Genomic DNA, 22,627 nt, shown 5'->3' on the forward strand with positions numbered 1-22,627 from the left:
GTTCAGGCGCCCAGGCCGCTCTCGCGCAGCAGCTGGTCGATGCTGCGCTCGGCGCGGGCCACGCCGGCGCCCTCCAGCATCAGCTCGGTCTCGAGGTCGGCGAGCCCCTGGGCCACCAGGCGCTCGAGCAGCTCCCCCTTGGACATCCCGCAGCGCTCGGCGAGGCGCTCCAGGCGGATTTCCTGTTCCCGGGTCAGGCGCAGCAGGTGGGGCATATGCATGACGGTCTCTCCTCCGTGGGATGGGAAGGAGTATAGCCTCGGACCGTGACAGGCCGATGACCGTCCAGAGAGGGGCGCCCCCTAGGCCAGGCCGCGCTGCGCCATGGCCTCCTCGATGATCGGCACGGGGGTCATCAGGTGCTCGCGCATCATCTCCCGGGCCTTCTGGGCGTTCCGGGCGAGGATGACGTCCACCAGGGCGGCGTGTTCCTGGCGCTTGCGCTCCAGGGCCTCCTCGGAGAGTACCGTCTCTCTCAGCCACAGGTGGCGGTAGCGCTCCACCTGGTCGAAGAGGTTGCGGCGGACCTGCATCAGGTGGGGGGAATTGCAGCCGGCCACGATGGCGGTGTGGAAGGCCTGGTGGCGGGTGTCCCAGACGTCCAGCATCTCTTCCGGGGTATGCACCTCCATGACCTTGGCCAGGGTGTGCGCCTTGGCCAGGATGTCGGCCTCCCAGGCATCGTCGCCGCGCTGGATGGCGAGTTCCAGCAGCAGTCCCTCCAGCTGGGCCCGGGCGTCGTAGAGGTCGGCGAGCTCCTCCCGGGACATCGGGGCGACCCGATAGCCGCGCTGGCTGATGGCCACCACCAGGCGCTCGGCGACCAGTTGGGACAGGGCCTCGCGCAGCGGGCCGATCCCCAGGTCATAGCGCTCCTTGAGACCGCTCATGCGCAGCTTCTCCCCGGGCTGGAAGACGCCGCGGATGATGTCGCGCTTGAGCCAGGTGTAGGCGCTGATGCCGAGGTTCTGTTTCGGAGTGCTGTCCATGATGCCGCCGTTCCCTGAGATGAGTGGGTATTATAACCGATCCTCGCCAGTTCCGAGAATGAGGCGAACCGGGCGAGGATGATCGATACCCTGGTCAGGCGTGGACATTCGGACGGCACTCGAGCCTATCGCTGATACTGCCTGGTCAGTCCTCGGCGCTGTCGTGACTCGCTCCGCGTCGCATCGCTAACCACGGCTCGAACGATGTAGCCGGAAGTGTGCTGCTTGGAGGCGGGGCGGCTCGGCGGGAGGGGCGGAGCCAAGATAGTGTCTGCTATCTTAGTTTCCTGTTCGCGAGAGGGACATCCTGGCGTCGAGGAGGCCGCTCCCGTCGCCTTTTCGAGGAGGTATTTCGACATGGAGACAAGTCATGCCGCAGGTGGCGACAGCGTCCTGGCCGCCGGTCGCCAGGAGGACGAGCCGGGGCGGCGCCGGACCCAGGAGGCGCGACGCTCGGCGACCATCGCCAAGCTGACCGACGCCGCCATCGAGGCCCTGGTGGAGCTCGGCTACGCCAAGGCCAGCACCAACGAGATCTGCCGGCGGGCCGGGGTGTCCCAGGGGGCCCTTTTCCGGCACTTCGCCAGCCGGGGGGACTTCATGGCCCAGGTGGCCGACGAGGTCCTGTCGCGGCTGGTCGACAACGTCGAGTCCCGCTACTCCAGGGATGAACAGCCGCCCGGGGATCCCATCGAGCGCGCGGTCCGCTTCACCCGGGAAGCCTGCCACTCGCGGATCGCCAAGGCCTGGTACGAGCTGGTCATGGCCTCGCGGACCGACGAGGGCCTCCAGGACAAGATGTCGGCGGTCTTTCGCCAGTCTCGCCAGTGGATTCGCGAGGCGGTCCTCGAGGTATTTCCGGACATGAGCGATGCCCCCCAGCGTCTCCAGGCTCTGGTGGATGCCGTGGTGATGATCTTCGAGATGGAGAGCATCACCGCCCATCTCGATCGCGACGAGGCGGCCGCCGAGCGGCGCCTGGCGTTCGCGATCCGCTGCTATCGCCAGTTCTTGATCGACCAGGAGGCCGGATCTACCGGGAAGCGGTGATCCCTCGAACGTCCGGGTCGGCTGCCGCAATGGAGCACTGGGGCGGGGATCAGTCCCGCCGCGGGCTGAGCTCGGTCCAGGCCGCGTAGGTGCTGAGGAAGACGCGGCCGGCCAGGTCGTCGAGGAAGGTGCTCTTCTTGAGCTGGTCCATCACCGGCCCCTTGACCTCGGCCAGGTGCAGGGTGACCTTCGAGTCCTTGAGGCGGGCGTTGATGGCGTCGAGGCTCTCCAGGGCCGAGGCGTCGATCAGGTTGACCGCGGAGCAGATCAGCACCACGTGCTCCAGCTCCGGCCGGGTCGCCACCAGGGCGTAGAGGGTGTCCTCCAGGTAGCGGGCGTTGGCGAAGTAGAGGCTCTCGTCGATGCGCAGCAGCGCCAGGTGGCTGACCGTCTCGGTGTCGTGTCGCGCCACGCTGCGGAAGTGCTCGGTGCCGGGGATGCGGCCCACCACCGCGCTGTGGGGGCGACTGGTGCGATACAAAAAGAGCATGATCGACAGTAGCACCCCGGCGATGATGCCGGCCTCGACGCCTTCCACCAGGGTCAGCACCATGGTCACCGCCATGGCCGAGAAGTCGCTGCGCGAGTAGCGCCAGGTCTGGCGGATCAGCGGGATGTCCACCAGGGTCAGGATGGCCACGGTGATGGTGGCGGCCAGGGTGGCCACCGGCAGGTGATGGAGCCAGGGGGTGAAGGCCAGGGTGACCAGGCCGATGCCGATCGCCGCGAACAGCCCGGCCATGGGGGTGCGGGCCCCGGACTCGAAGTTGATCACGGTGCGTGACAGCCCGCCGGTGACCGGCATGCCGCTGGAGAAGGCGGCGGCCAGGTTGGCCCCGCCCAGACCGATCAGCTCCTGGTTCGGCGAGATGCGCTCCCGGCGCTTGGCGGCGAGCATCTGGGCCATGGAGATGGACTCCACGAACCCCACCACGCTGATCAGCAGCGCCGGGACCAGCAACTGCCGCCACAGGCCGGCCTCGACGGGCGGCATGGTCAACGGGGGCAGGCCACCGGGCACGGCCCCCACCACCGCCACGCCGTGCTCGGCGAGGTCCAGCCAGGCGCTCAAGGCCGTGGTGCCCACCACCGCGAACACCGGCCCGGCCCGGGCGATGAGGTCGGCCGCCGGCCCGGGCAGACCCAGGCGCCTCAGCAGCGACTTGCCGAAATGGCGAACGGCGACCAGGAAGGCCAGGGTGCCGGCGCCGACCGCCAGCGTCGGCCAGTGCAGGCCGCCCAGGTGGGTGGCGAGGCTGGTCAGCAGGGTCAGGGCATCGTAGCCCCCGGCCTCGATGCCCAGCAGGTGGGAGAGCTGGCTGACCGCGATCAGCAGGCCGGAGGCGGCCAAAAAGCCGCCGATGACCGGGTGGCTGAGGAAGTTGGCGAAGAAGCCCATGCGCAGCACCCCCATGACCACCAGCATGGCGCCGGACAGCAGCGACAGCACCAGGGCGGCCTCGAGGTAGGCGGGGCTGCCCGGCGGGGCGACCCCGCTCAGGGCGGCTCCGGTCATCAGGGCGATGATCGCCACCGGCCCCACGGCCAGGGTGCGGCTGGTGCCGAGCAGGGTATAGGCCAGCAGCGGCAGGATGCTGGCGTAGAGCCCGACCACCGCCGGCAGGCCGGCGAGGATGGCGTAGGCCAGCGACTGGGGGATGACCATGACGGTGACGATCAGGCCGGCCAGCAGGTCGGCGCCGCAGAGTCGGCGGTTGTAGTGGGGGAGCCAGGTGAGGATCGGCAGGTAGCGTCTGAGCATCCGGTGCCCGTCGTCGTCGGTTGGGAGGAAAGATTCTCCCCAGACTAACCGATACGCGACCTTTGCATCAGTCTTGGTTAGTATCGCCTGATACAGTCACCCCGACAGGACACCAGCCCAGGAGCCGCCATGAAGCCCGAGACCCTCGCCCTGCATCACGGTTATGCCCCCGACGACCAGCATGCCGTCGCCGTGCCGATCCACCAGACCACCTCCTTCGCCTTCGACAGTGCCCAGCACGCCGCGGATCTCTTCGATCTCAAGGTCGAGGGCAACATCTATTCCCGGATCATGAATCCGACCTGCGCCGTGCTCGAGCAGCGCATCGCGGCCCTGGAGGGCGGGATCGCCGGCCTGGCGGTGGCCTCCGGCATGGCGGCCATCACCTACGCGATCCAGACGATCGCCGAGGCCGGCGACAACATCGTGTCCATCAGCGAGCTCTACGGCGGGACCTACAACCTCTTCGCCCACACCCTGCCGCGCCAGGGCATCGAGGTGCGCTTCGCCGACAAGGATGACCTCGAAGCCATGGAAGGCCTGATCGACGCCCGGACCAAGGCGGTGTTCTGCGAGAGCGTCGGCAACCCCTCCGGCGGCGTGGTGGACCTGGCGCGCCTGGCCGAGCTGGCCCATCGCCACGGGGTGCCGCTGATGGTCGACAATACCGTCCCCACCCCCTTCCTGTGCCGGCCCATCGAGCACGGCGCGGACGTGGTGATCCATTCGGCCACCAAGTACATCGGCGGTCATGGCACCACCGTGGGCGGGGTGATCGTGGATTCGGGGCGCTTCCCCTGGGCCGACCATGCCGAGCGCTTCCCGCTGCTCAACGAGCCCGACCCCTCCTATCACGGCGTCTGCTACACCCGCGACCTGGGCGAGGCCGCCTTCATCGGCCGCGCCCGGGTGGTGCCGCTGCGCAACATGGGGGCGGCGCTCTCCGCCCAGTCCGCCTGGAACCTGCTCCAGGGCCTCGAGACCCTGGGGTTGCGCATCGAGCGCATCAGCGACAACGCCCGGCGGGTGGCGCAGTACCTGGAGCGGCATCCCCGGGTGAGCTGGGTGCAGTACGCCGGCCTGGAGAGCCATCCGGATCACGGCCTGGCGCAGCGCTACATGGGCGGGCGCGCCTCGGGCATCCTCAGCTTCGGCATCCAGGGCGGCCGCGAGGCGGGCGCCCGCTTCTACGATGCGCTGGGGCTGATCCTGCGGCTGGTCAACATCGGCGACGCCAAGACCTGCTCGTCGATCCCCGCCGCCACCACCCATCGCCAGCTCAACGACGAGGAGCTCAAGGCCGCCGGCGTCACCGCCGACATGGTGCGGCTGTCCATCGGCATCGAGCACGTCGACGACATCATCGCCGACCTGGATCAGGCCCTGGCCGCCTCGGCCTGAGGCCCGCGCGGCGCATTACGCCCGATAGGCTGCCAGGAAGCGCTCGTCCAGCCAGCGCTTCCAGAGCCTGGGCAGGCGGCCTGCCCACCACAGGCCGCCGCGGATCGCCAGGGCCTGGCCACCCCCGAGGTCGAGGATCGCCAGGGCCCGGGCCTGGGGGCGGTAGGGCCGCAGGGCCTCGCCCGCCAGGTAGGCGGCGAGGTTGGCCCGCAGTACCGGGGCCTGGCGCACCCCGTAGACCCCCAGGCGCGGCAGGTGATGGCGCTGCATGGCGGCGCAGTCGCCGGCGGCGAAGACCCAGTCCGCCGCCGGGCTCTGCAGGGTCTCGGTGACGGCCAGGCCACGACCGGCCAGGCAGGGCAGTCCCAGCCGCTCGACCAGCGGCGGCGGCGCCAGGCCGGCCGCATGGACGACATGGTCCGCGGCGAGGAAACGGTAGCTGTCCTCGCCCCAGCTCTGCTCGGTCGAGGCCACCATGATGCCGCCCGCGGCATGCCCCTTGACCTCCAGGCCGGTGCTGACCTCGATGCCGCGCCGGGCCAGGTGTCGGCCCAGCCAGGCCTGGGCCCCGGCCGGGGCCCCCTCCAGGAGTCTCCTGCCCCGGGTCACCAGGTGGATCTCGGTGGCCACGCCGTGCCGCTCGCTCAGGGCGCGCAGGTTGCCGGCCACCTCGATGCCGCTGGCGCCGCCGCCCGCCACCAGCAGGCGGGGGCGACGCCCCGCCGCGAACTCCCGTTCGAGTCGATGACGCAGGGCCACCAGGCGAGGGATCGGCTTTACCGTCCAGATCGCCGGCCCCTGAGGATGAGCGGGCGGATGAGGCGTCTGCGATCCCAGGTTCAGCGACAGGGCGGCGCAGGTCAGGCGTCGGCCGTCGTCCAGGCGGGCCTCGCGGGTGTCCGGGTCGAGGCCGGTCAGGCGGGCGCGGAGGCCTTCCACGCCATGTCGTCTGGCCAGGCGCATGGGGTCCAGCCGATCCCTGGCCGGGCCATGGTGGCCCCCCAGCACGCCGGTGGCCATGCCGGAGTACCAGAAGCCCCCGGGGTCCACCAGCACGACCCGTGAGGCCGGCAGTCGGTGGCGATGGGCGACGAGATGCAGGTGGGCATGCCCGGCGCCGACGAGCAGCAGCGGGGCATCGGGCGGAGGTCGGTGGCTGGTCATGGCGGGATGGTAGCGGAGGCCGGGGCGGGGCGCGAGCCTCTTGGGTAACCTGGTCGTCACGCGCCGGTTGACGCGTCCGACGGGTTGTTCTCTGATGGGCGGGGCGAAGGGACGAAGGGACACTCGACGGTCGACATGAATGCTGCGCAAGGAACGACACGAGGGCGATGGCTGGCCCGGCGGCTCCTGGGGGCCTGCCTGTGGGCCCTGGCCGCCCTGGCCGAGGCGCAACCCCTCGACCCCCCGCGACTGGAGGTGCTGGCCTCCTACCATCGCGGCAATCCCTGGACCGACGAGCTGCTCACCCGGATCGAGGCCGCGGCCGAGCGTCTCGGCGTGGCCTCGGTGGACGTCGACTACCTGGACGCCCGCCGACTGCTGGAGGCCCAGGCCTTCGAGCTCCAGCGGCTGCGGCTGAGGGGGCGACGGGCCGTCGATCGCGGCGACCACCTGCTGCTGCTCGACGACGCGGCCCTGCGCTTCTACCTGGCGCACACGCAGGCGCTCGGCGATCCCGCCCGGGTCGTGGCCCTGGGAGTCAACGACCCGGGCCTGCAGCGCCGGGCCCTGGCCGTTGGCATCAAGCTCATCGACACCACCGGCGTCGCCGCCGAGTCGCTGCGCTTCCTGCAGGCCGTCCTGGGACCGCCCCTGCCGCTGCTGGTGCTGGGCGACAGCACCCCGGTGGGGCAGGACCTCACGACCGCCTTCCTGCGCCGTCTCACCCGGGAGGCCCCTGGCGAACTGGCCGGCGTGCTCTGGGACTGGACCCCGGACGCCGTCGAGGAGGCGCTCTCGACCCTGCCGCCGGATACCCGCGTCTACCTGGTCGAGGGCCAGACCACCGGCGAGGGGGACCTCGACGCCGAGCGGCGTGACTGGTTGCCCCGGCTGGAGGCGCGAGGCATCCGGGTCTTCTGCCACCTGCCGTATCAGGTCGAGCTCGGCTGCGACGGTGGGGCCATTCTCGACACCCGTCGACTGGGGACCCTGGCGGTCGAGACGCTGTACAGCCCGGCCTTCGCGCCCCAGCCCGACCGTCAGACGGTCGGCGCCGGTCGCCGGGTGCTGAATGCCCACTGGTACGCGGCGGTGTCGCCGGAATCGGCCACGTCCATCGAGTGGCTCGACGTGCAACGCGCCATGGGCGACGCCGAGCAACAGCAGCAGCGGCTGCTGTGGGCGGGGGCCGGCCTGGGGGGCCTGGTGGCCAGCGGTGTGGTGGCGCTGGCCTGGTCCCGGCGCCGGGGCCTGCGCCGGGAGCGGCGGCTGATGGTCGATCGCGTCACCGGCCTGCCCAGCCGCCAGCTGCTCGAGGTGGACTTTCCCCCTGCCCAACCGGGCCGGGACGGCTGGCTGTTCGAGCTCGCCTCGCCTCGGCTGCGCCAGGTCAGGGCGCGGTTTGGCCTGCCCGCGGCCCAGGCGATGCTGGGCGAGCAGTTGCCGCAGATTCGCGAGCGGCTGCCTCGTGGCTGGCGGCTCTACGCGGATGCCGGCCTGAACCTGCTGGGCTGGATCCCGGCGGGCCCGGGGGTGGACGACGACGAGGCCCGCTTCGATGCGCTGCTGGCCAGCCTCGACGAGCGTGAGCCCGCGGAGCCCGGGCCGACCCTGCCCTGGCATGCCAGCCTGCTGAGGCTGGCCGGTCACGAGGCGGATCTGGCCCGCTGCTGTGCGGCCCTGGACGAGGGGCTGGCCCGGCTCGAGCGCCAGGGCTGGCGGCAGCCGGTGCTGCGGGTCGCGCCGGTGCCCCGGGAGAAGGCGACGCGCTTCCGGCGCCTGGCCGACGAGCTGGAGGCCTTGATCGAGGCCCCCGAGGGCCAGTGGCGGCTGGTGTTGCAGTCGCAGTGGGCGGCGAATGGGGTCACCCTGGTCGGCGCCGAGGCCCTGCTACGCTGGCGCCATCCGCGGCTCGGCGAGATTTCCCCGGGGGAGTTCCTGCCGGTGGTGGACAGCCTGGGGCTGTCGGAGCGGCTGGACGCCTGGGTCAGCCTGACCGCCATCGACTGGCTCGGCCGTCACCAGGACCGGCTGGGCGGGCTGCCCCGGCTGTCGATCAACGTGGGGCTGACGACCCTGGATGATGAGGGCTATGTGGCGCGCCTGGCCGGGGCGCTGGAACGCTGGCGCCTGCCTGCCGAGCGGCTGGAGATCGAGATCACCGAGCATGCCGACTTCGGGGACCTGAAGCGGGCCGAGCAGGCCCTGGCCAGGCTGCGCCGGCTCGGGGTCCGGGTCGCGCTGGACGACTTCGGCACCGGCTACACCGCCTTCCGCCTGCTCCAGCGGCTGCCCTTCGATGTCGTCAAGCTCGACCGCACCCTGCTGGAGGCCGCCGGCCAGCACCGCCGGGCGGTGGAGGCCTATGTCGCCATGGTCCGCTTCTGCCGGGAGCTCGGCCTGGAGGTGGTGGCCGAGGGTGTCGAGACGGCGGAGGAAGCCGCCTGGCTGGCGGGGCTCGACGTCCAGGTCTTCCAGGGCTTCCATCTGGGGCGTCCCATGGAGCGCCAGGTCTTCCTCGAGCGCCACGGCGTGGCGCCGACCTCAGGCGCGGGCCGGTGAGACCGGGCGTCGCCAGCTGGCCCAGCTGTAGAGCCCCAGGCTCGCCCAGATCAGCGCGAAGGTGGCGAGGCGCACGGCATCCAGCGGTTCGTGGAACACCAGCAGCGCGATCAGGAACTGCAGGCTGGGGTTGAGGTAGAGCAGGAACCCCAGGGTCGCCAGGCGCAGCCGTCGCGCCGCCCCGGCGAAGGCCAGCAGGGGGAGGGCGGTGATCACCCCGCTGGTTACCAGCAGGGCGGTGGTGCGGGACTCGGCGAGGAAGTGGGACAGGCCGGCCTGCTCGAGCCAGGCCAGCGCCGCCAGCCCCATGGGCAGCAGCAGCAGGGTCTCGACGAACAGCCCCGAGAGGCCGTCCAACGGGACCTGCTTGCGCAGCAGGCCATAGGTGCCGAACGACATCGCCAGGGCCAGGCTGATCCAGGGCGGCTCGCCGAGCAGCACCAGCTGCATCGCGATGGCGCCCGCGGCCAGGGCCACCGCCAGGCCCTGGAGGCGGCCGAGCCGCTCGCGCAGCACCAGCAGCCCCAGGCCGACGTTGACCAGGGGCGTGAGGAAATAGCCGAGGCTCGCCTGCAGGACCTGGCGGGTTTCCACCGCATAGATGTAGAGCCCCCAGTTGGCGGCGATCAGCAGGGCGCAGGCCAGCACGCGCCCCAGGCGTCGGGGGCGGGCCAGCGCCTCCCGGACCGGTCGCCAGCGGCGCAGCAGGGTGACCACCCCTGCGAGGAAGAGGCAGGACCACAGCACCCGGTGGATCAGGATCTCGTGGGCCGGCACGCCCTCGAAGAGCGCGAAGAACAGCGGGAAGCATCCCCACATCAGATAGGCGGCGAGGCCGAAGCCCACCCCCTTGGCGGCCTCGGCGTCGGTGACGGTCGGGAGCATGATTAACGTCCTAACAAAACGCCTACCCTAGCACAGCCGGTTCGCCGCGACATGGCTGCGTGGTGGCCGCGTCTCGGTTAGGCTGGAGAGGATTGCGTCTTCTGCTTGCATGGAGCCCCCGATGAGCGAACTGAGAACCACCCTGGTCCAGGCCGACCTGTGCTGGGAAGATCCCGAGGCCAACCGCCGGATGCTCGACGAGTCCCTGGGCGATCTCGGTGCCGGCGACACCGACCTCATCGTGCTGCCCGAGATGTTCGCCACCGGCTTCACCATGAACTCGCAGGCCATGGCCGAGCCCATGGCCGAGAGTGCCAGCGTGGCCTGGCTGCGGGAGCAGGCGACCCGTCGCGGCTGCGTGATCACCGGCAGCCTGGCGGTGGTCGAGGATGGCGACTACTTCAACCGCCTGGTGTGGGCGCGTCCGGATGGCAGCCTGGTGCACTACGACAAGCGTCATCTGTTTCGCATGGCCGGCGAGCACGAGCGCTATGCGATGGGCCACGAGCGGGTGATCGTCGAGCTCAAGGGCTTCCGCATCCTGCTCAGCGTCTGCTACGACCTGCGCTTCCCGGTCTGGCTGCGCCAGCAGCCGGCGCCGGGCGAGCATTTCGAGTACGACGCCCTGCTGTGCGTGGCCAACTGGCCGGCGCCGCGCCGTCATCCCTGGCGGGTGCTGCTGCAGGCCCGGGCGGTGGAGAACCTCTGCCCGGTGATCGGCGTCAACCGCGTGGGCGAGGATGCCAAGGGCCTGGCCTATGCGGGCGACTCCATGCTGGTGGATGCCAAGGGCGAGCCGCTGATCGACGAGCCCCGGGACACGCCCTTCGTCAAGACGGGACGACTGTCCCTGGATGAGCTCGCCGCCTTCCGCGAGAAGTTTCCGGCCTGGCGCGATGCCGATCACTTCACCCTGTCCGATGGGGTGGGCGCCTGATGCGGCTCGATCGTTTCCTGGCCGAGACCACCGAGCTGACCCGTGGGCTGGCCAGGAAGGCCCTGGGCCGCGGGGAGGTGCGGGTCAACGGCGAGGTCGAGAAGCGGGGAGCCCGCCATGTCGGCCAGGCCGATCGGGTCACCTGGAACGACGCGCCGCTGGCACTGGTGGGCGTGCGCCATATCATGCTGCACAAGCCCGCCGGCGTGGAGTGCACCGCCCGGCGCGGCCTCTATCCGCGTGCCGTGGACCTGATCGACCTGCCCAAGGCCGAGCGCCTGCAGCCGGTGGGGCGGCTGGACGTCGAGACCACCGGGCTGCTGCTGCTCACCGACGATGGCCAATGGTCCCATCGGGTCACCTCGCCCCGGCGGGCCTGTGCCAAGGTCTATCTCGCCACCCTGGCGCGCCCCCTCGAGGGTGATGCCGCCGACGCCGCGAAGGCCGCCTTCGCCGAGGGGATCCGGCTCGAGGGGGAGGAGGCCCCGACCCGTCCCGCCGACCTGACGCTGCTCGATGCCCGCCATGCCCGGCTGACCATCACCGAAGGGCGCTACCACCAGGTGCGGCGGATGTTCGCCGCCGTCGGCAATCACGTGGAGGCCTTGCACCGCGAGTCGGTGGGGCCGCTGGTCCTGGCGGCCGACCTGGCGCCCGGGGAGTGGCGCGAGCTCGACGACGCGGAGGTGGCGGCGTTCTGATGCCACGGCGGTGGCGGCGCGCCGTGCCGCGAAGCCGGGGTCAGGCGTAGACTTCGGCCCGGTTGCGCCCGCCCTGCTTGGCGGCATACAGCGCCTGGTCGGCCAGGCCGACCAGGGCCAGCGGCTCCTGGACGTGTTCCGGATAGGCCGCGATGCCGCAGGACACGGTCACCGGGCCGAGCATCCGGTCGTGGTGCCAGAACACCGTTCCCCCGAGGGTGTTCATCAACGACTCGCCCCGGGACCGGGCGTTCGCCGCATCGGCGCCGGGCAGCAGGACCACGAATTCCTCCCCGCCCAGGCGGCAGACCACGTCCGCGTCGCGGAAGTGGCTGGCCAGGGTGCCGGCGACGCCGGCCAGCACCCGATCGCCGGCCTCATGGCCGTGGCGGTCGTTGATGGCCTTGAAGTGATCGATGTCGAAGATCAGCAACGCCAGCGGGGCATCCTCCCGCTGGGCGCGGGTCGCCTCGTGCACCAGCAGCTCGTCGAAGTAGCGCCGGTTGTGCAGGCCGGTGAGGGGATCGGTGTAGGAATAGGTCTCCAGCCGTTCCACCAGGGTCTGCAGTTGCCGGGTGCGCTGGGCGACCTCCTGTTCCAGGTGCTGGTTGAGGCGCTTCAGGTCCCGCTGGGTGCGAGCATAGGCGTGCAGCGAGATCCCCACGATGGCCAGCGCGAAGGCCAGGGCACCGATGCTCACCGGCACCCGGCCCCAGGGCAGCAGGCCGTGGGCGACCAGCATGTCCACCAGCAGCAAGGCGCCGAAGATGGCGTAGCTGGCGAGTATCGCCCGTTGCACCGGATCGAGGCGGCGCAGGCGGGGCGCGATCGCCGCCAGCAGGATCGTCAGGCTGACCACCAGCAGGCCATCGAAGACCGGGAAGGTGATGGAGAGGTTCACCCAGCCGGCCGCGGCGGCGCCCAGTGCCAGCACCAGGTACCCCAGGTGGCCCTGCCAGATCCCGCGGATCAGGCGAGGCCGGTGATCGGCGAACCAGTGCTCCAGCAACAGGCCGATGGCGACGGGCAGGGCGAAGTAGCCGCCCGCGGCGAGGAAGTCCCATAGCAGCGGGGCGTTGATCAGCAGCTGGCTGGCCTGGGTCTCGGCGAGGATCATGACGCCGGCGGCCAGGGCGAAGAGGGCGATGGCGGCGAAGTTGCGGCGGTTGGCCTGGAAGAGGCTGAAGGCGCCGGCGAGCAGGGCCAGGAGCAGGCAGAGGGCGCTGACCACCAGGTCGGCGGCGGAGTGGCGCAGGATGAAGCCGAACAGCTCGGCCCGTTCCATCAGCTTGACCTCGCCCCACAGGCCGATGTCGGTGTAGTCGGAGTAGACGCGGAAGTGCAGGGTCCGACCGGCGAAATCCTCGGGCAGCTCGATCATGTGCCAGGGCCAGCCGACGAAGGGGCCGCTGCCGTCGGGGGCGAAGCTGCCGTGACGGTAGATCCGTTCGCCGCCCAGGTAGGTCTCGGCGATCAGGTCGATGCTGTAGACGTAGAGCACCGGGTCGCGCCATTCGCCGTCGGGTAGGGTGATCCGGAACCAGGCGTGTCGGCGGCCGTTGCGGTTCGGCGGATTGGACGGGAAGGCGATGGGCCGCCAGGCGGTGTCATGGTCCGGCATCGTCCAGGCGGGGGTGCCGTCGGCCAGGAAGGGCGAGTCGCCCCAGCGGTATTCCCATCCCTGGTCGAGATCACGCGGCTCCGCCTGGGCCGGGCCGGCCGCCAGCGTCCCCAGGCCCGCCAGCAGCAGCACCAGGGCCCCTCCCAGCCAGCGCGTGACTCGGCTCATGCCGCCTCCTCGATCCATGACCTGACTGGCGCCAGTATACGCCAGGGCGCGGGGACTTGCCCCGGGGCGCTGATCGCGGTCGGCATCCCCGGCCCGAGTGTGCGGCCGGTGGCGACCCGCTGGCCGGGCGTCAGGAGGAGTATTATACCGTTATCATCCTGGCCCGTGAGTGGCCGCTCACGACACCCCGGGGGCCGGGGCCAGTCAGGCCACCGGGACCAGGCCCGCCGCCTCGACCAGGGTGCGGGTGTAGTCGGTGGCGGGGTCGGCGAGCACGGCCTGGCAGTCCCCGCGCTCCATGACCGCGCCGTCCTTGAGGACCAGGATGCGATGGGCCATGGCCCGGACCACGGCCAGGTCGTGGCTGATGAAGAGGTAGCTCAGCCCGCGGCGAGCCTGCAGCTCGCGCAGCAGGTTGACCAGCTGCTTCTGCACCGTGCGGTCGAGCGCCGAGGTCGGCTCGTCCAGTACCAGCAGTTCGGGTTCGAGGATGATGGCGCGCGCCACGGCGATGCGCTGGCGCTGCCCTCCCGAGAACTCATGGGGATAGCGCGACCCGCAGTCCTCGGGCAGCCCCACCTCGCGCAGCGTGGCGCGCACCCGTTGGTCCACCGCCGCGTCATCGAGGTCGGGATGATGGAAGCGCAGGCCCTCGCTGACGATGTCGGCCACCGGCATCCGCGGCGAGAGCGAGCCGAAGGGATCCTGGAACACCACCTGGAGGCGTCGCCGCCGTCGCCGCAGGGCGTCGCCGTGCAGGCGGTCCAGGCGCTCGCCGTCGAACTCGATCTCGCCGTGGCTCTCCTGCAGCCGCAGCAGCGCCAGCGCCAGGGTGGTCTTGCCCGACCCGGACTCGCCGACGATGCCCAGGGTCTCCCCCGGGGCCACGTCCAGGTCCAGCGGCTTGAGGGCCTCGAAGGCCGGGGGGCGACGGCTGAAGAGCCGCTTGGGGCGCTGGAAGCGCACGCCCAGCCGCCGCGCCTGCAGGATCGGGGCCCGGCGCTCGATGGGCGTGGGGCGGCCGGAGGGTTCGGCCGCCAGCAGCTCCCGGGTGTAGGGGCTCCGGGGCTCGGCGAAGACCCGGGCCACCTCGCCGGTCTCCTGGGCCCGGCCCTGGTGCATGACGCACACCCGGTCGGCGTGGCGGCGCACCAGGTTGAGGTCGTGGGTGATGAACAGCATCCCCATGCCGTGGGTGTCGCGCAGCTCGGCGAGCAGCGCCAGGATCTCGCGTTGCACGGTGACGTCCAGCGCCGTGGTGGGCTCGTCGGCGATCAGCAGCCGGGGGCGGTTGGCGATGGCCATGGCGATCATGACCCGCTGGCGCTGGCCGCCGGAGAGCTGGTGGGGCCAGGCATCCAGCAGTTCCTCGGCGCGGGGCAGCCGGACCTGCTCGAGCAGCTCCCGGCTGCGGTCGCGGGCGGCCCTGCCGGTCAGGCCCTGGTGCAGGCGCAGGGTCTCGCCGATCTGCTTGGCCACCGTATGCAGGGGATTGAGCGAGGTCATGGGCTCCTGGAAGACGAAGCCCACGCGGCCACCGAGCAGGGCCTGCCAGTCGCGCCGCGAGAGCCGGGCCAGGTCGGTGTCGCCGAGCCGGCGCGCGCCGGTGACCCGGGCATTACGGGGCAGCAGGCCCAGGGCGCCCAGGGCGGAGACGGACTTGCCGGAACCGGATTCGCCCACCAGCGCGAGGGTCTCGCCGCGCTTGACCTCCAGGCTCAGGTCCTCGACCACGGGGGTGTCGTCGAAGGCCACGCTCAGGTCCTCGAGGCGGAAGAGGGGCTGGTCAGCCATGGGCATCGCTCCGTCGCTTGCGGCCGTCGCCGGCGGCATGCTGGATGTGGCGGGGATCGAAGGCGTCGCGCAGGCCCTCGCCGATGAACACCAGCAGCGAGAGCATCACGGCCAGCGTCAGGAAGGCGGTGATGCCGAGCCAGGGCGCCTGGAGGTTGTTCTTGCCCTGGGCCACCAGCTCGCCGAGGGACGGCGACCCCGGCGGCAGGCCGAAGCCCAGGAAGTCCAGCGCCGTCAGGGTGGTGATGGCGCCGGTGAACAGGAAGGGGATGAAGGTCAGGGTGGCCACCATGGCGTTGGGCAAGACGTGGCGCCACATGATCAGGCGAGACGGCAGCCCCATGGCCTTGGCGGCGCGGACGTATTCCAGGTTGCGGGCGCGCAGGAACTCGGCGCGCACCACGTCGACCAGGCCCAGCCAGGAGAACAGCAGCATGATGCCCAGCAGCCACCAGAGGTTGGGCTCGACCAGGCTGGCCAGGATGATCAGCAGGAACAGCACCGGCAGGCCCGACCAGATCTCGATCATCCGCTGGCCGATCAGGTCCACCTTGCCGCCGAAGTAGCCCTGGACGCCGCCGATCATCACGCCGAGCACCAGGGAGCCGGCGGTCAGCACCAGGGCGAAGATCACCGACAGCCGGAAGCCGTAGATGACCCGAGCCAGCACGTCGCGGCCCTGGTCGTCGGTGCCCAGCCAGTGCACGGCGTCCGGCGGCGAGGGCGCGGGGTGGTCGAGGTCGCGGTCCAGGGTGTCGTAGGAGAAGGGGATGGGCGGCCAGAGCATCCAGCCCTCCGCCTCGATGGCCTCCCGGGTGTAGGGATCCCGGTAGTCCGCCGGGGTGGGCAGGAAGCCGCCGAACGCGGTGTCCGGGTAGTCCACCACCAGCGGCAGGTACCACTGGCCCTGGTAGTGCATGATCAGCGGCTTGTCGTTGGCCACCAGCTCGGCGCCGAGGCTGATCACGAACAGCGCCGAAAAGACCCACAGCGAGAGCCGGGCGCGGCCGTTGCCCCGGAAGACGGCCAGGCGGCGGCGAGCGATGGGGGAGAGGCGGGCGGACAGGCGTGACATGCTCAGGACTCCCGGGTCTCGAAGTCGATGCGCGGGTCGACCCACACGTAGGTCAGGTCAGAGATCAGCTTCAGGATCAGCCCGATCAGCGTATAGAGATAGAGGGTGCCGAAGATCACCGGATAGTCGCGTTGCATCACCGCCTCGAAGCCCAGCAGGCCCAGGCCGTTGAGCGAGAAGATCACCTCGATCAGCAGCGAGCCGGTGAAGAAGATGGCCACCAGCGCCGAGGGCAGCCCGGCGATGATGATCAGCATGGCGTTGCGGAAGACGTGGCCGTAGAGCACCCGGCGGTCGCCGGCGCCCTTGGCCCGGGCGGTGAGTACGTATTGCTTGTGGATCTCGTCGAGGAAGCTGTTCTTGGTCAGCATGGTCAGGGTGGCGAAGCTGCCGATGGCCGAGGCCACCACCGGCAGGGTGATGTGCCAGAAGTAGTCCTTGACCTTCCCCCAGGGCGAGAGGTCCGCGAAGTCCGGCGAGGTCAGGCCGCGCAGCGGGAAGACTTCCCAGTAGCTGCCGCCGGCGAAGAGCACGATCAGCAGGATGGCGAACAGGAAGCCGGGGATGGCGTAGCCGACGATCACCAGGCCCGAGGTCCAGACGTCGAAGCGCGTGCCGTGGCGCAGGGCCTTGCGGATGCCCAGGGGAATCGACACCAGGTAGACCAGCAGGGTGGTCCAGAGGCCGAGCGAGATCGACACCGGCAGGCGCTCGAGCATCAGGGTGGTCACCTTCTCGCCGCGGAAGAAGCTCTCGCCCAGGTCGAAGGTGGCGTAGTCGGCGAGCATGCCGAGGAAGCGCTCGTGGGCGGGCTCGTCGAAGCCGAACTGGGTCTCGAGGCGTTCGATGAACTCCGCCGGCACCCCCAGGGCGCCCCGGGACTCGCCCCCGCCGCCGGCGGTGTCGCCGCCGCCGCTCTCGAGCCGGGTGCTGGCCTGGGTCGACAGTCCCTCGAAGCGGGCCAGCACCTGGTCGATGGGCCCGCCCGGGGCGGCCTGGACGATGACGAAGTTGAGCAGCATGATCCCGAGCAGGGTGGGGATCATCAGCAGGAGGCGGCGCAATACATAGGCGGCCACGGCGTGTCCTTAGAACTCTCTGTCAGTTCATCGTATCTTGCTGGGAGGCTGTCTTCTTGTGGTAGCGCTCTTTAGAGCGCGAACTGATCGCGCAGCAAGCTGCGCTCCCACGACTGCACATCGGCGAAGATCGGTTCACGATGCCTCGCACCTCGCACCTCGCACCTCGCACCTCATCAGCGATTGCGCTGGCGGGCCTCGATCTCCGCGGCTCGCTCGGGCTCGATCCACCAGGCGTCGAGGTCCAGGTTGTACTCCGGGAAGGGCTCCCGCCAGCCGAACTTGTCCCAGATCGCGATACGGGTCTTGTCCAGGTGCCACTGGGGAATGACGTAGAAGCCCCAGCGCAGCACCCGGTCCAGCGCCTGGGCGGCGGTGTCCAGGGCCTCCCGGGAGTCGGCGGCGATGAGATCGTCCACCAGGTCGTCGATCACCGGGCTTTCCAGGCCGATCAGGTTGCGGCTCTGGGGCGCGTCGGCGTATTCGCTGCCCCAGAACTCGCGCTGCTCGTTGCCGGGGTTGGCGGACTGGGGGAAGCTGCCCACCACGACGTCGAAGTCGAAGGTGCGCAGCCGGTTCAGGTACTGGTTGACGTCGACGATGCGGATGTCGCCCTGGATGCCGAGCCGGGCCAGGTTGCGCAGCAGCGGCTGGACCACCCGCTCGAACTGGGTGTCGAAGAGCAGCACCTCGAGACGCAGCGGCTCGCCGGTCTCGGCGTCGACCAGGGTGCCGTCCTCCCGGTGGCGATAACCGGCCTCGCGCAGCAGGCCGAGGGCCTTGCGCAGGCGCTCGCGCATGTCCTGGGGGTGGTCGACGGGCAGCGGCTCGTCGAAGACCCGGGCGGGCAGGGCGTCGCGGTGCGGCTCGAGCAGGGCCAGCTCGGCCTCGCCGGGCAGCCCGTCGGCGGCCATCGGAGAGTTCTCGAAGTAGCTGTGGGTGCGCTCGTAGGCGCCGTAGAAGAGGTGCTGGTTGAGCCAGTCGAAGTCGAAGGCCAGGTTGAGGGCCTCGCGGACCCGCACGTCCTGGAACTTCGCGCGGCGCAGGTTCATGACATAGGCCTGCATCCCGGCCGGCTGGCCGTCGGGCACCTCCAGGCGCTCGACGAAGCCGGCGTCGGCGGCGGGGAAGTCATAGGCGGTGGCCCAGTTGCGGGCGCTGGTCTCGATGCGCAGGTCCAGGTTGCCGGCCTTGAAGGCCTCCAGGGCCACGGTCTGGTCCCGGTAGTAGTCGAAGACCAGCCGCTCGATGTTGTGGCGGCCCCGGTTGACCGGCAGGTCCCGGCCCCAGTAGTCGGCGACGCGCTCGTAGACGATCCGCCGGCCCGGGTCGACCTGGGCGATGCGGTAGGGGCCCGAGCCCAGCAGGGCGTCCCGCGTGGGACGCTCGAAGTCGTGGTCCTCCCAGTAGTGGGCCGGCAGCACCGGCATCTGGCCGAGGATCAGCGGCAGCTCCCGGGACTCGCTGTCGGCCAGCTCGAAGCGCACGGTGTCCTCGTCGAGCGCCCGGACCTCGGTGACGTCGGCGTAGTAGGCGCCGTAGAAGGGCTGGCCCTTCCCCGTCAGGGTCTCGAAGCTGAACACCACGTCGTCGGCGTCGACCGGGTGGCCGTCGTGGAAACGGGCCTCGGGATGGAGATCGAACTCGATCCACTGCCGATCGGGGCCGAGGCGGATGCCCTCGGCCAGGAGCCCGTACATGGTGAAGGGCTCGTCGGGATTGCCGACCATCAGGGTGTCGTAGATGGCGGTGAGGCCCGAGGCCGGCGTGCCCTGGATGATGAAGGGGTTGGTGGAATCGAAGCTGCCGGTGGCGCCGCGCACCAGGCTGCCGCCCGACGGGGCGTCGGGATCGGCGTGGGGAAAGTGCGCGAAGTCGGCCGGCAATGCCGGTTCGCCGTAGAGGGCGAGGGCATGGCGGGTCGGGACGGGCTCGCTGGCCAGGGCGGGGCTTGCGGCCAGGGCGGCCATCAGCAGAACACTCGCACGCATCGCTCGGAATCCTTGTGCCAAGAGTCGCAGGAGGACCGCTCGGCCCTCGTCATCTACCGGAAAGTGTCAGCTGCTGGCCGGGTTGTAAAGCGTCGGGGCGGTCGATGCCGTTCCAGCGAGCCAGGTCCGCGACGGCCACGGCATGCCGGGAGGCGATGGCGGAGAGGGTGTCGCCCCGCTGCACGACGTGTACCGCCTCCTGGCGGGAGCCCGCCGGCCGGGGCCGGTCGAGGGCGGCCACCAGCCGGTCGGCGCCCGCCGCCGGGACCAGCAGCTCGCGTACCTGATGGGGGCGGACGGTGCGAGTTCGCAGGCCCGGGTTGAGGGCGGCCAGCTCACCGGTGGGGACCCCGGCCAGGCGCGCTGCCTCCTCGAGCCCCAGGGTGCGGGTCACCGGGACCCGCGCGAACGTCGGCTGGCTGTCGATGTCCGGCAGCTCGACGCCGTAGCGCTCGGGGTCGGCGACGATGGCCGCGATGGCCAGCAGCTTGGGCACGTAGTGCATGGTCTCGTCGGGCAGGGCCAGGTCCCAGTAGTCGCCTTCCCGGCCCTGGGCCCGGGCCTGCCGGCGGGCCCGGTTCACGGTGCCGGCGCCGGCGTTGTAGGCGGCCAGCGAGAGCTCGATGTCGCCCTCGTACCACTGCTCGGCCTGGAGTTCGATGTAGTCCAGCGCGGCCTGTGTGGAGCGCACCACGTCGAGTCGACCGTCCCAGGCGCCGTCGCGGCGCAGGCCCAGGGCGTCGCCGGTACGCGGCATGATCTGCCAGAGGCCGGCCGCGCCGAAGCGGCTGCGTGCCTCGGGATCGAAGGCGCTCTCGACGAAGGGGATCAGGGCGATCTCCCCGGGCAGGTTGCGGCGTTCGACGCGGTCGAGGATCCAGGCCAGCCAGGGGCGAGCCCGTTCGGTGATCTCGACGATGTTGTGGGGCTCGGCACTGTAGGCGTCGATCCAGTGCTGGACGCGCGCCTGGCCGGGCCCGCCCTGCCATTGCTCCTGCCAGCGGAAGGTGTCACGCAGCCGTGTCCAGGCATCGGCCGGTTCCAGCGCCAGTTGATCCCAGAAATGCCGGGTCCCGGCGGGGGCGCCCCGGGCGCCGCTGGTGAAGACCGGGGTGTCGGCGGCCAGCCGGCCGGCCGGCAGGGTCGATGCCTTGGAGTAGGCGCCGGCGAGCAGGGCGCCGGTCATGGCGATCGTGCTGGCGAATCCGAGGAGTCGTCGGCGCGTCGTGTGATAGGTCATGCAGGGGCCTCCGGGGCACACGCCGGCCCGCCTTCGCGGGTGGGCCGGGATGTCCAGCGGGTGGGTCTCAGAAAGAGTCTTTCCAGGCGCGCAGGGTGGCGAAGGTGGCGACGGCGTCGTCGGTGTCACCATGGGCCGCGGCGGCCTGGCGGACGCCGGCGTCATCGCAGCGCAGGAAAGGGTTGATCCGCCGCTCCCGGCCGATGGTGCTGGGCAGGGTGGGGCGGTCGAGATCCCGAGCCCGCCGGCACTCCTGCTCGGCGGCATCGATATCGGGGTTGTGGGGGTCGGCGGCCTTGGCGAAGGCGAGGTTCGCCAGGGTGTACTCGTGGGCCGCGAAGACCAGGGTGTCCTCGGGCAGCGCCTCCAGGCGAGCCAGCGAGGCGTGCATCTGTTCGGGAGTCCCTTCGAACAGGCGTCCGCAGCCGGCGCTGAACAGGGTGTCGCCGCAGAACAGCAGCGGCGGGATGCCGGCGGTGAAGAAGGCGATGTGATCCAGGGTGTGGCCGGGCACCTCGAGCACCTCGAAGAGACGGCCCATCACGCGGATCTCGTCCCCGGCGGCCACCCGCTCGTCGATCCCCTCGATGGCCGGGTTCGCCGGGCCGATGACGCGGGGCGCGTAGCGGGCGATCAGCTCGGGGAGGCCGCCGACATGGTCGGGATGATGGTGCGTGATCAGCACCGTCGCCAGGTTGAGGCCTTCCCGCTCCAGGGTCTCGATCACCGGGGCGGCGTCACCCGGATCCACCACGCAGACATCGTCACTCGTGTCCTGCCGGAGCAGCCAGATATAGTTGTCGCGAAAGGCAGGAATCGGTGTCACGCTCAACATGGGCTCGGAGTCCTCGCGCCTGGGCCGGGTACGGGGGCCGCCGGCGCCTTGATTCGGGAAGTTCGCAAAATCGGGTACTTTGGAGAGAAGAGCGCATCATGTCAAATTCGCAGGACGCGATGACCCTGGCGCGCCTGGTGCGGGAAGGACGCCGTTACTGGACGAGCCCGGCCGGACGGGGGATCTGGCGAGCACAGCGTGCCTGTCTCGGGCCGCTGTGCGAGCGCTGGTTCGGCGCCCATGGCCTGGAGCTCAGCCTGGCGCCGACGCTCACCGACATGTGTCCGGTGCGCCATGCATTGCGCTGGTCGCCGACCCGGGAACTCGCCGAGGGGGAGAACGTCCTGGTGTGTTCCCCCGATGCCCTGCCGCTGCCGGATGGCTGCCTGGACCTGGTGGTGGTGCATCATCTGCTCGAGGTGGTCCCCGATCCTCATCACCTGCTGCAGGAGGCCGCACGGGTCACCGCCGGGCATGGCCACCTGATCCTGTTCGGCTGGCATCCGCTGGGCCCCACCGGCTGCTGGCGCTGGTGGCCGGGGCGCCGCCGACGCTTCGCCGGCCGCGGGCGCTGGCGCACCCCGGGACGGCTCGGCGACTGGCTGACGTTTGTCGACTTCGAGACCCAGCGGGTAGACTACTGCGGTTTTCGCCTCCCCGGCGGCCAGGTCCACAACGGCGTGCTGGAGACCCTGGGTCGACGCCACAACCTGCCGCTGGGCGAGTGTTTCATGATGCATGCCCGGCCCCGCTCTCAGCTGGCTCAGCCCCATCGTGGGCGCCTGGTCTTCCCGGTGCCGATGTCCGGTTCGACGCTGGGGAGTGCCACCCGGGTCGGGGCGCAGCCGGAGAGGGTGACCGAGGGTGACTGACAAACCGCAGGATGAAGCGCCGGGGACGGTGACGATCTATACCGATGGCGCCTGCCGGGGTAACCCGGGGCCCGGCGGCTGGGGCGCCTTGCTGCAGAGCGGCCCCCACGAGAAGCCGTTGAAGGGGGCCGAGGCCAGGACCACCAACAACCGCATGGAACTCATGGCGGCGATCATGGCGCTGCGGGCGCTCAAGCGGCCCTGCCGCGTGGCCCTGTGGACCGATTCCGAGTACCTGCGACGCGGCATCACCGAGTGGATCCACGGCTGGCAGAAGCGCGGCTGGAAGACCGCCTCCCGTCAGCCGGTCAAGAACGCCGAGCTGTGGCGCGAGCTGCTCGAGGAGACCCGGCGCCATACCATCGAGTGGCACTGGGTCAAGGGTCACAGTGGCCACCCCGGCAACGAGCGGGCCGACGCCCTGGCCAACGAGGCCATCGACGACATGCTGGCCGGCGCCCGAGGCGTCGGCTCCTGAGGACAGCCGAACAACAGGGGCGA

The 22,627-nt window shown here is 70.8% G+C and carries 19 protein-coding genes; 7 read left to right on the forward strand and 12 right to left on the reverse strand.

All coding sequences use genetic code 11. From position 1 onward, the window contains the following. Positions 1 to 2 precede the first annotated feature (2 nt). Both BEI_RS08695 and csiR read right to left on the reverse strand, forming a co-directional pair. Positions 3 to 221 (reverse strand): ribbon-helix-helix protein, CopG family, encoded by a 219-nt coding sequence (locus tag BEI_RS08695; RefSeq protein WP_097789141.1) that lies wholly within the window; start codon positions 219 to 221, stop codon positions 3 to 5. Positions 222 to 302: 81 nt separating this feature from the next. Further along, entirely contained in the window at positions 303 to 989 is a 687-nt protein-coding gene (gene csiR, locus BEI_RS08700; RefSeq protein ID WP_097789142.1) for a DNA-binding transcriptional regulator CsiR, read from the reverse strand. Between the two features lie 357 nt (positions 990 to 1,346). On the opposite strand from csiR, the gene BEI_RS08705 reads away from it, so the two are divergent. Further along, on the forward strand, positions 1,347 to 2,039 hold the full coding sequence (locus BEI_RS08705) for a TetR/AcrR family transcriptional regulator (RefSeq protein ID WP_097789143.1): 693 nt from the start codon (positions 1,347 to 1,349) through the stop codon (positions 2,037 to 2,039). A 49-nt stretch (positions 2,040 to 2,088) separates the two neighbouring features. Here the strand turns inward: BEI_RS08705 and BEI_RS08710 are convergent, their stop codons facing one another. Further along, the gene (locus BEI_RS08710) at positions 2,089 to 3,801 is read right to left on the reverse strand and encodes a SulP family inorganic anion transporter (RefSeq protein ID WP_097789144.1); all 1,713 of its coding nucleotides are present in this window, start codon (positions 3,799 to 3,801) and stop codon (positions 2,089 to 2,091) included. 129 nt (positions 3,802 to 3,930) lie between these two features. On the opposite strand from BEI_RS08710, the gene BEI_RS08715 reads away from it, so the two are divergent. Then, positions 3,931 to 5,202, forward strand: coding sequence for an O-acetylhomoserine aminocarboxypropyltransferase/cysteine synthase family protein (locus tag BEI_RS08715; protein WP_097789145.1), 1,272 nt, complete (start codon positions 3,931 to 3,933; stop codon positions 5,200 to 5,202). Positions 5,203 to 5,217: 15 nt separating this feature from the next. Here the strand turns inward: BEI_RS08715 and BEI_RS08720 are convergent, their stop codons facing one another. Then, positions 5,218 to 6,366: an NAD(P)/FAD-dependent oxidoreductase gene (locus BEI_RS08720; protein WP_097789146.1), complete on the reverse strand. Its 1,149-nt coding sequence runs from the start codon at positions 6,364 to 6,366 to the stop codon at positions 5,218 to 5,220. 135 nt (positions 6,367 to 6,501) lie between these two features. Between BEI_RS08720 and BEI_RS08725 the strand changes: the two genes are divergently transcribed. After that, a complete protein-coding gene (locus tag BEI_RS08725) occupies positions 6,502 to 8,928 on the forward strand; it encodes an EAL domain-containing protein (protein WP_097789147.1) in 2,427 nt (808 codons plus the stop codon). Here the strand turns inward: BEI_RS08725 and rarD are convergent. Continuing rightward, positions 8,911 to 9,813, reverse strand: a complete 903-nt coding sequence (rarD, locus tag BEI_RS08730) for an EamA family transporter RarD (protein WP_097789148.1) — start codon at positions 9,811 to 9,813, stop codon at positions 8,911 to 8,913. The genes BEI_RS08725 and rarD overlap by 18 nt on opposite strands. A 121-nt stretch (positions 9,814 to 9,934) precedes the next feature. Here rarD and BEI_RS08735 point away from each other — a divergent pair, with 121 nt between their 5' ends. Both BEI_RS08735 and BEI_RS08740 read left to right on the forward strand, forming a co-directional pair. Then, positions 9,935 to 10,750, forward strand: a complete 816-nt coding sequence (locus tag BEI_RS08735) for an amidohydrolase (protein ID WP_097789149.1) — start codon at positions 9,935 to 9,937, stop codon at positions 10,748 to 10,750. Then, a complete protein-coding gene (locus BEI_RS08740; protein WP_097789150.1) occupies positions 10,750 to 11,451 on the forward strand; it encodes a pseudouridine synthase in 702 nt (233 codons plus the stop codon). Before BEI_RS08735 ends, BEI_RS08740 begins: the two co-directional genes overlap by 1 nt. Before the next feature lie 40 nt (positions 11,452 to 11,491). Here the strand turns inward: BEI_RS08740 and BEI_RS08745 are convergent, their stop codons facing one another. The 7 genes from BEI_RS08745 to gloB form a co-directional block, all read right to left on the reverse strand. After that, entirely contained in the window at positions 11,492 to 13,240 is a 1,749-nt protein-coding gene (locus BEI_RS08745; protein ID WP_097789151.1) for a GGDEF domain-containing protein, read from the reverse strand. 204 nt (positions 13,241 to 13,444) lie between these two features. Next, on the reverse strand, positions 13,445 to 15,034 hold the full coding sequence (locus tag BEI_RS08750; RefSeq protein ID WP_097789152.1) for an ABC transporter ATP-binding protein: 1,590 nt from the start codon (positions 15,032 to 15,034) through the stop codon (positions 13,445 to 13,447). Beyond that, positions 15,027 to 16,109 (reverse strand): ABC transporter permease, encoded by a 1,083-nt coding sequence (locus tag BEI_RS08755; RefSeq protein WP_097789153.1) that lies wholly within the window; start codon positions 16,107 to 16,109, stop codon positions 15,027 to 15,029. Before BEI_RS08755 ends, BEI_RS08750 begins: the two co-directional genes overlap by 8 nt. 2 nt (positions 16,110 to 16,111) lie before the next feature. Beyond that, positions 16,112 to 17,188 carry a microcin C ABC transporter permease YejB gene (locus BEI_RS08760; protein WP_097789154.1) on the reverse strand — a complete coding sequence of 359 codons (1,077 nt, stop codon included), beginning with the start codon at positions 17,186 to 17,188 and terminating at the stop codon, positions 16,112 to 16,114. Positions 17,189 to 17,364: 176 nt separating this feature from the next. Continuing rightward, positions 17,365 to 19,179 carry an extracellular solute-binding protein gene (locus tag BEI_RS08765; protein ID WP_097789155.1) on the reverse strand — a complete coding sequence of 605 codons (1,815 nt, stop codon included), beginning with the start codon at positions 19,177 to 19,179 and terminating at the stop codon, positions 17,365 to 17,367. 49 nt (positions 19,180 to 19,228) lie between these two features. Continuing rightward, complete coding sequence (locus BEI_RS08770; RefSeq protein WP_097789156.1) at positions 19,229 to 20,419, reverse strand: transglycosylase SLT domain-containing protein; 1,191 nt, start codon at positions 20,417 to 20,419, stop codon at positions 19,229 to 19,231. 67 nt (positions 20,420 to 20,486) lie between these two features. Then, complete coding sequence (gloB, locus tag BEI_RS08775; RefSeq protein ID WP_097789157.1) at positions 20,487 to 21,254, reverse strand: hydroxyacylglutathione hydrolase; 768 nt, start codon at positions 21,252 to 21,254, stop codon at positions 20,487 to 20,489. A 98-nt stretch (positions 21,255 to 21,352) separates the two neighbouring features. Here gloB and BEI_RS08780 point away from each other — a divergent pair, with 98 nt between their 5' ends. Together BEI_RS08780 and rnhA are read left to right on the forward strand one after the other, a co-directional pair. Next, positions 21,353 to 22,126: a methyltransferase domain-containing protein gene (locus tag BEI_RS08780; protein WP_097789158.1), complete on the forward strand. Its 774-nt coding sequence runs from the start codon at positions 21,353 to 21,355 to the stop codon at positions 22,124 to 22,126. Further along, on the forward strand, positions 22,119 to 22,604 hold the full coding sequence (gene rnhA / locus BEI_RS08785; RefSeq protein ID WP_097789159.1) for a ribonuclease HI: 486 nt from the start codon (positions 22,119 to 22,121) through the stop codon (positions 22,602 to 22,604). The genes BEI_RS08780 and rnhA overlap by 8 nt, the downstream gene beginning before the upstream one ends. The last annotated feature ends 23 nt before the right edge of the window (positions 22,605 to 22,627 follow it).

This window comes from Halomonas beimenensis (genome assembly GCF_002549795.1).
GTDB lineage: Bacteria > Pseudomonadota > Gammaproteobacteria > Pseudomonadales > Halomonadaceae > Halomonas > Halomonas beimenensis.

Excerpts from the sequence above, each read along its gene's own strand:
- BEI_RS08735 (WP_097789149.1), top strand. The coding sequence starts at position 9,935 with ATGAGCGAACTGAGAACCACCCTGGTCCAGGCCGACCTGTGCTGGGAA.
- csiR (WP_097789142.1), bottom strand. The coding sequence starts at position 989 with ATGGACAGCACTCCGAAACAGAACCTCGGCATCAGCGCCTACACCTGG.
- BEI_RS08750 (WP_097789152.1), bottom strand. The coding sequence starts at position 15,034 with ATGGCTGACCAGCCCCTCTTCCGCCTCGAGGACCTGAGCGTGGCCTTC.
- BEI_RS08770 (WP_097789156.1), bottom strand. The coding sequence starts at position 20,419 with ATGACCTATCACACGACGCGCCGACGACTCCTCGGATTCGCCAGCACG.
- BEI_RS08695 (WP_097789141.1), bottom strand. The coding sequence starts at position 221 with ATGCATATGCCCCACCTGCTGCGCCTGACCCGGGAACAGGAAATCCGC.
- BEI_RS08725 (WP_097789147.1), top strand. The coding sequence starts at position 6,502 with ATGAATGCTGCGCAAGGAACGACACGAGGGCGATGGCTGGCCCGGCGG.
- BEI_RS08780 (WP_097789158.1), top strand. The coding sequence starts at position 21,353 with ATGTCAAATTCGCAGGACGCGATGACCCTGGCGCGCCTGGTGCGGGAA.
- BEI_RS08720 (WP_097789146.1), bottom strand. The coding sequence starts at position 6,366 with ATGACCAGCCACCGACCTCCGCCCGATGCCCCGCTGCTGCTCGTCGGC.
- BEI_RS08765 (WP_097789155.1), bottom strand. The coding sequence starts at position 19,179 with ATGCGTGCGAGTGTTCTGCTGATGGCCGCCCTGGCCGCAAGCCCCGCC.
- BEI_RS08705 (WP_097789143.1), top strand. The coding sequence starts at position 1,347 with ATGGAGACAAGTCATGCCGCAGGTGGCGACAGCGTCCTGGCCGCCGGT.
- BEI_RS08715 (WP_097789145.1), top strand. The coding sequence starts at position 3,931 with ATGAAGCCCGAGACCCTCGCCCTGCATCACGGTTATGCCCCCGACGAC.
- BEI_RS08745 (WP_097789151.1), bottom strand. The coding sequence starts at position 13,240 with ATGAGCCGAGTCACGCGCTGGCTGGGAGGGGCCCTGGTGCTGCTGCTG.
- gloB (WP_097789157.1), bottom strand. The coding sequence starts at position 21,254 with ATGTTGAGCGTGACACCGATTCCTGCCTTTCGCGACAACTATATCTGG.
- BEI_RS08740 (WP_097789150.1), top strand. The coding sequence starts at position 10,750 with ATGCGGCTCGATCGTTTCCTGGCCGAGACCACCGAGCTGACCCGTGGG.
- BEI_RS08710 (WP_097789144.1), bottom strand. The coding sequence starts at position 3,801 with ATGCTCAGACGCTACCTGCCGATCCTCACCTGGCTCCCCCACTACAAC.
- rarD (WP_097789148.1), bottom strand. The coding sequence starts at position 9,813 with ATGCTCCCGACCGTCACCGACGCCGAGGCCGCCAAGGGGGTGGGCTTC.
- BEI_RS08755 (WP_097789153.1), bottom strand. The coding sequence starts at position 16,109 with ATGTCACGCCTGTCCGCCCGCCTCTCCCCCATCGCTCGCCGCCGCCTG.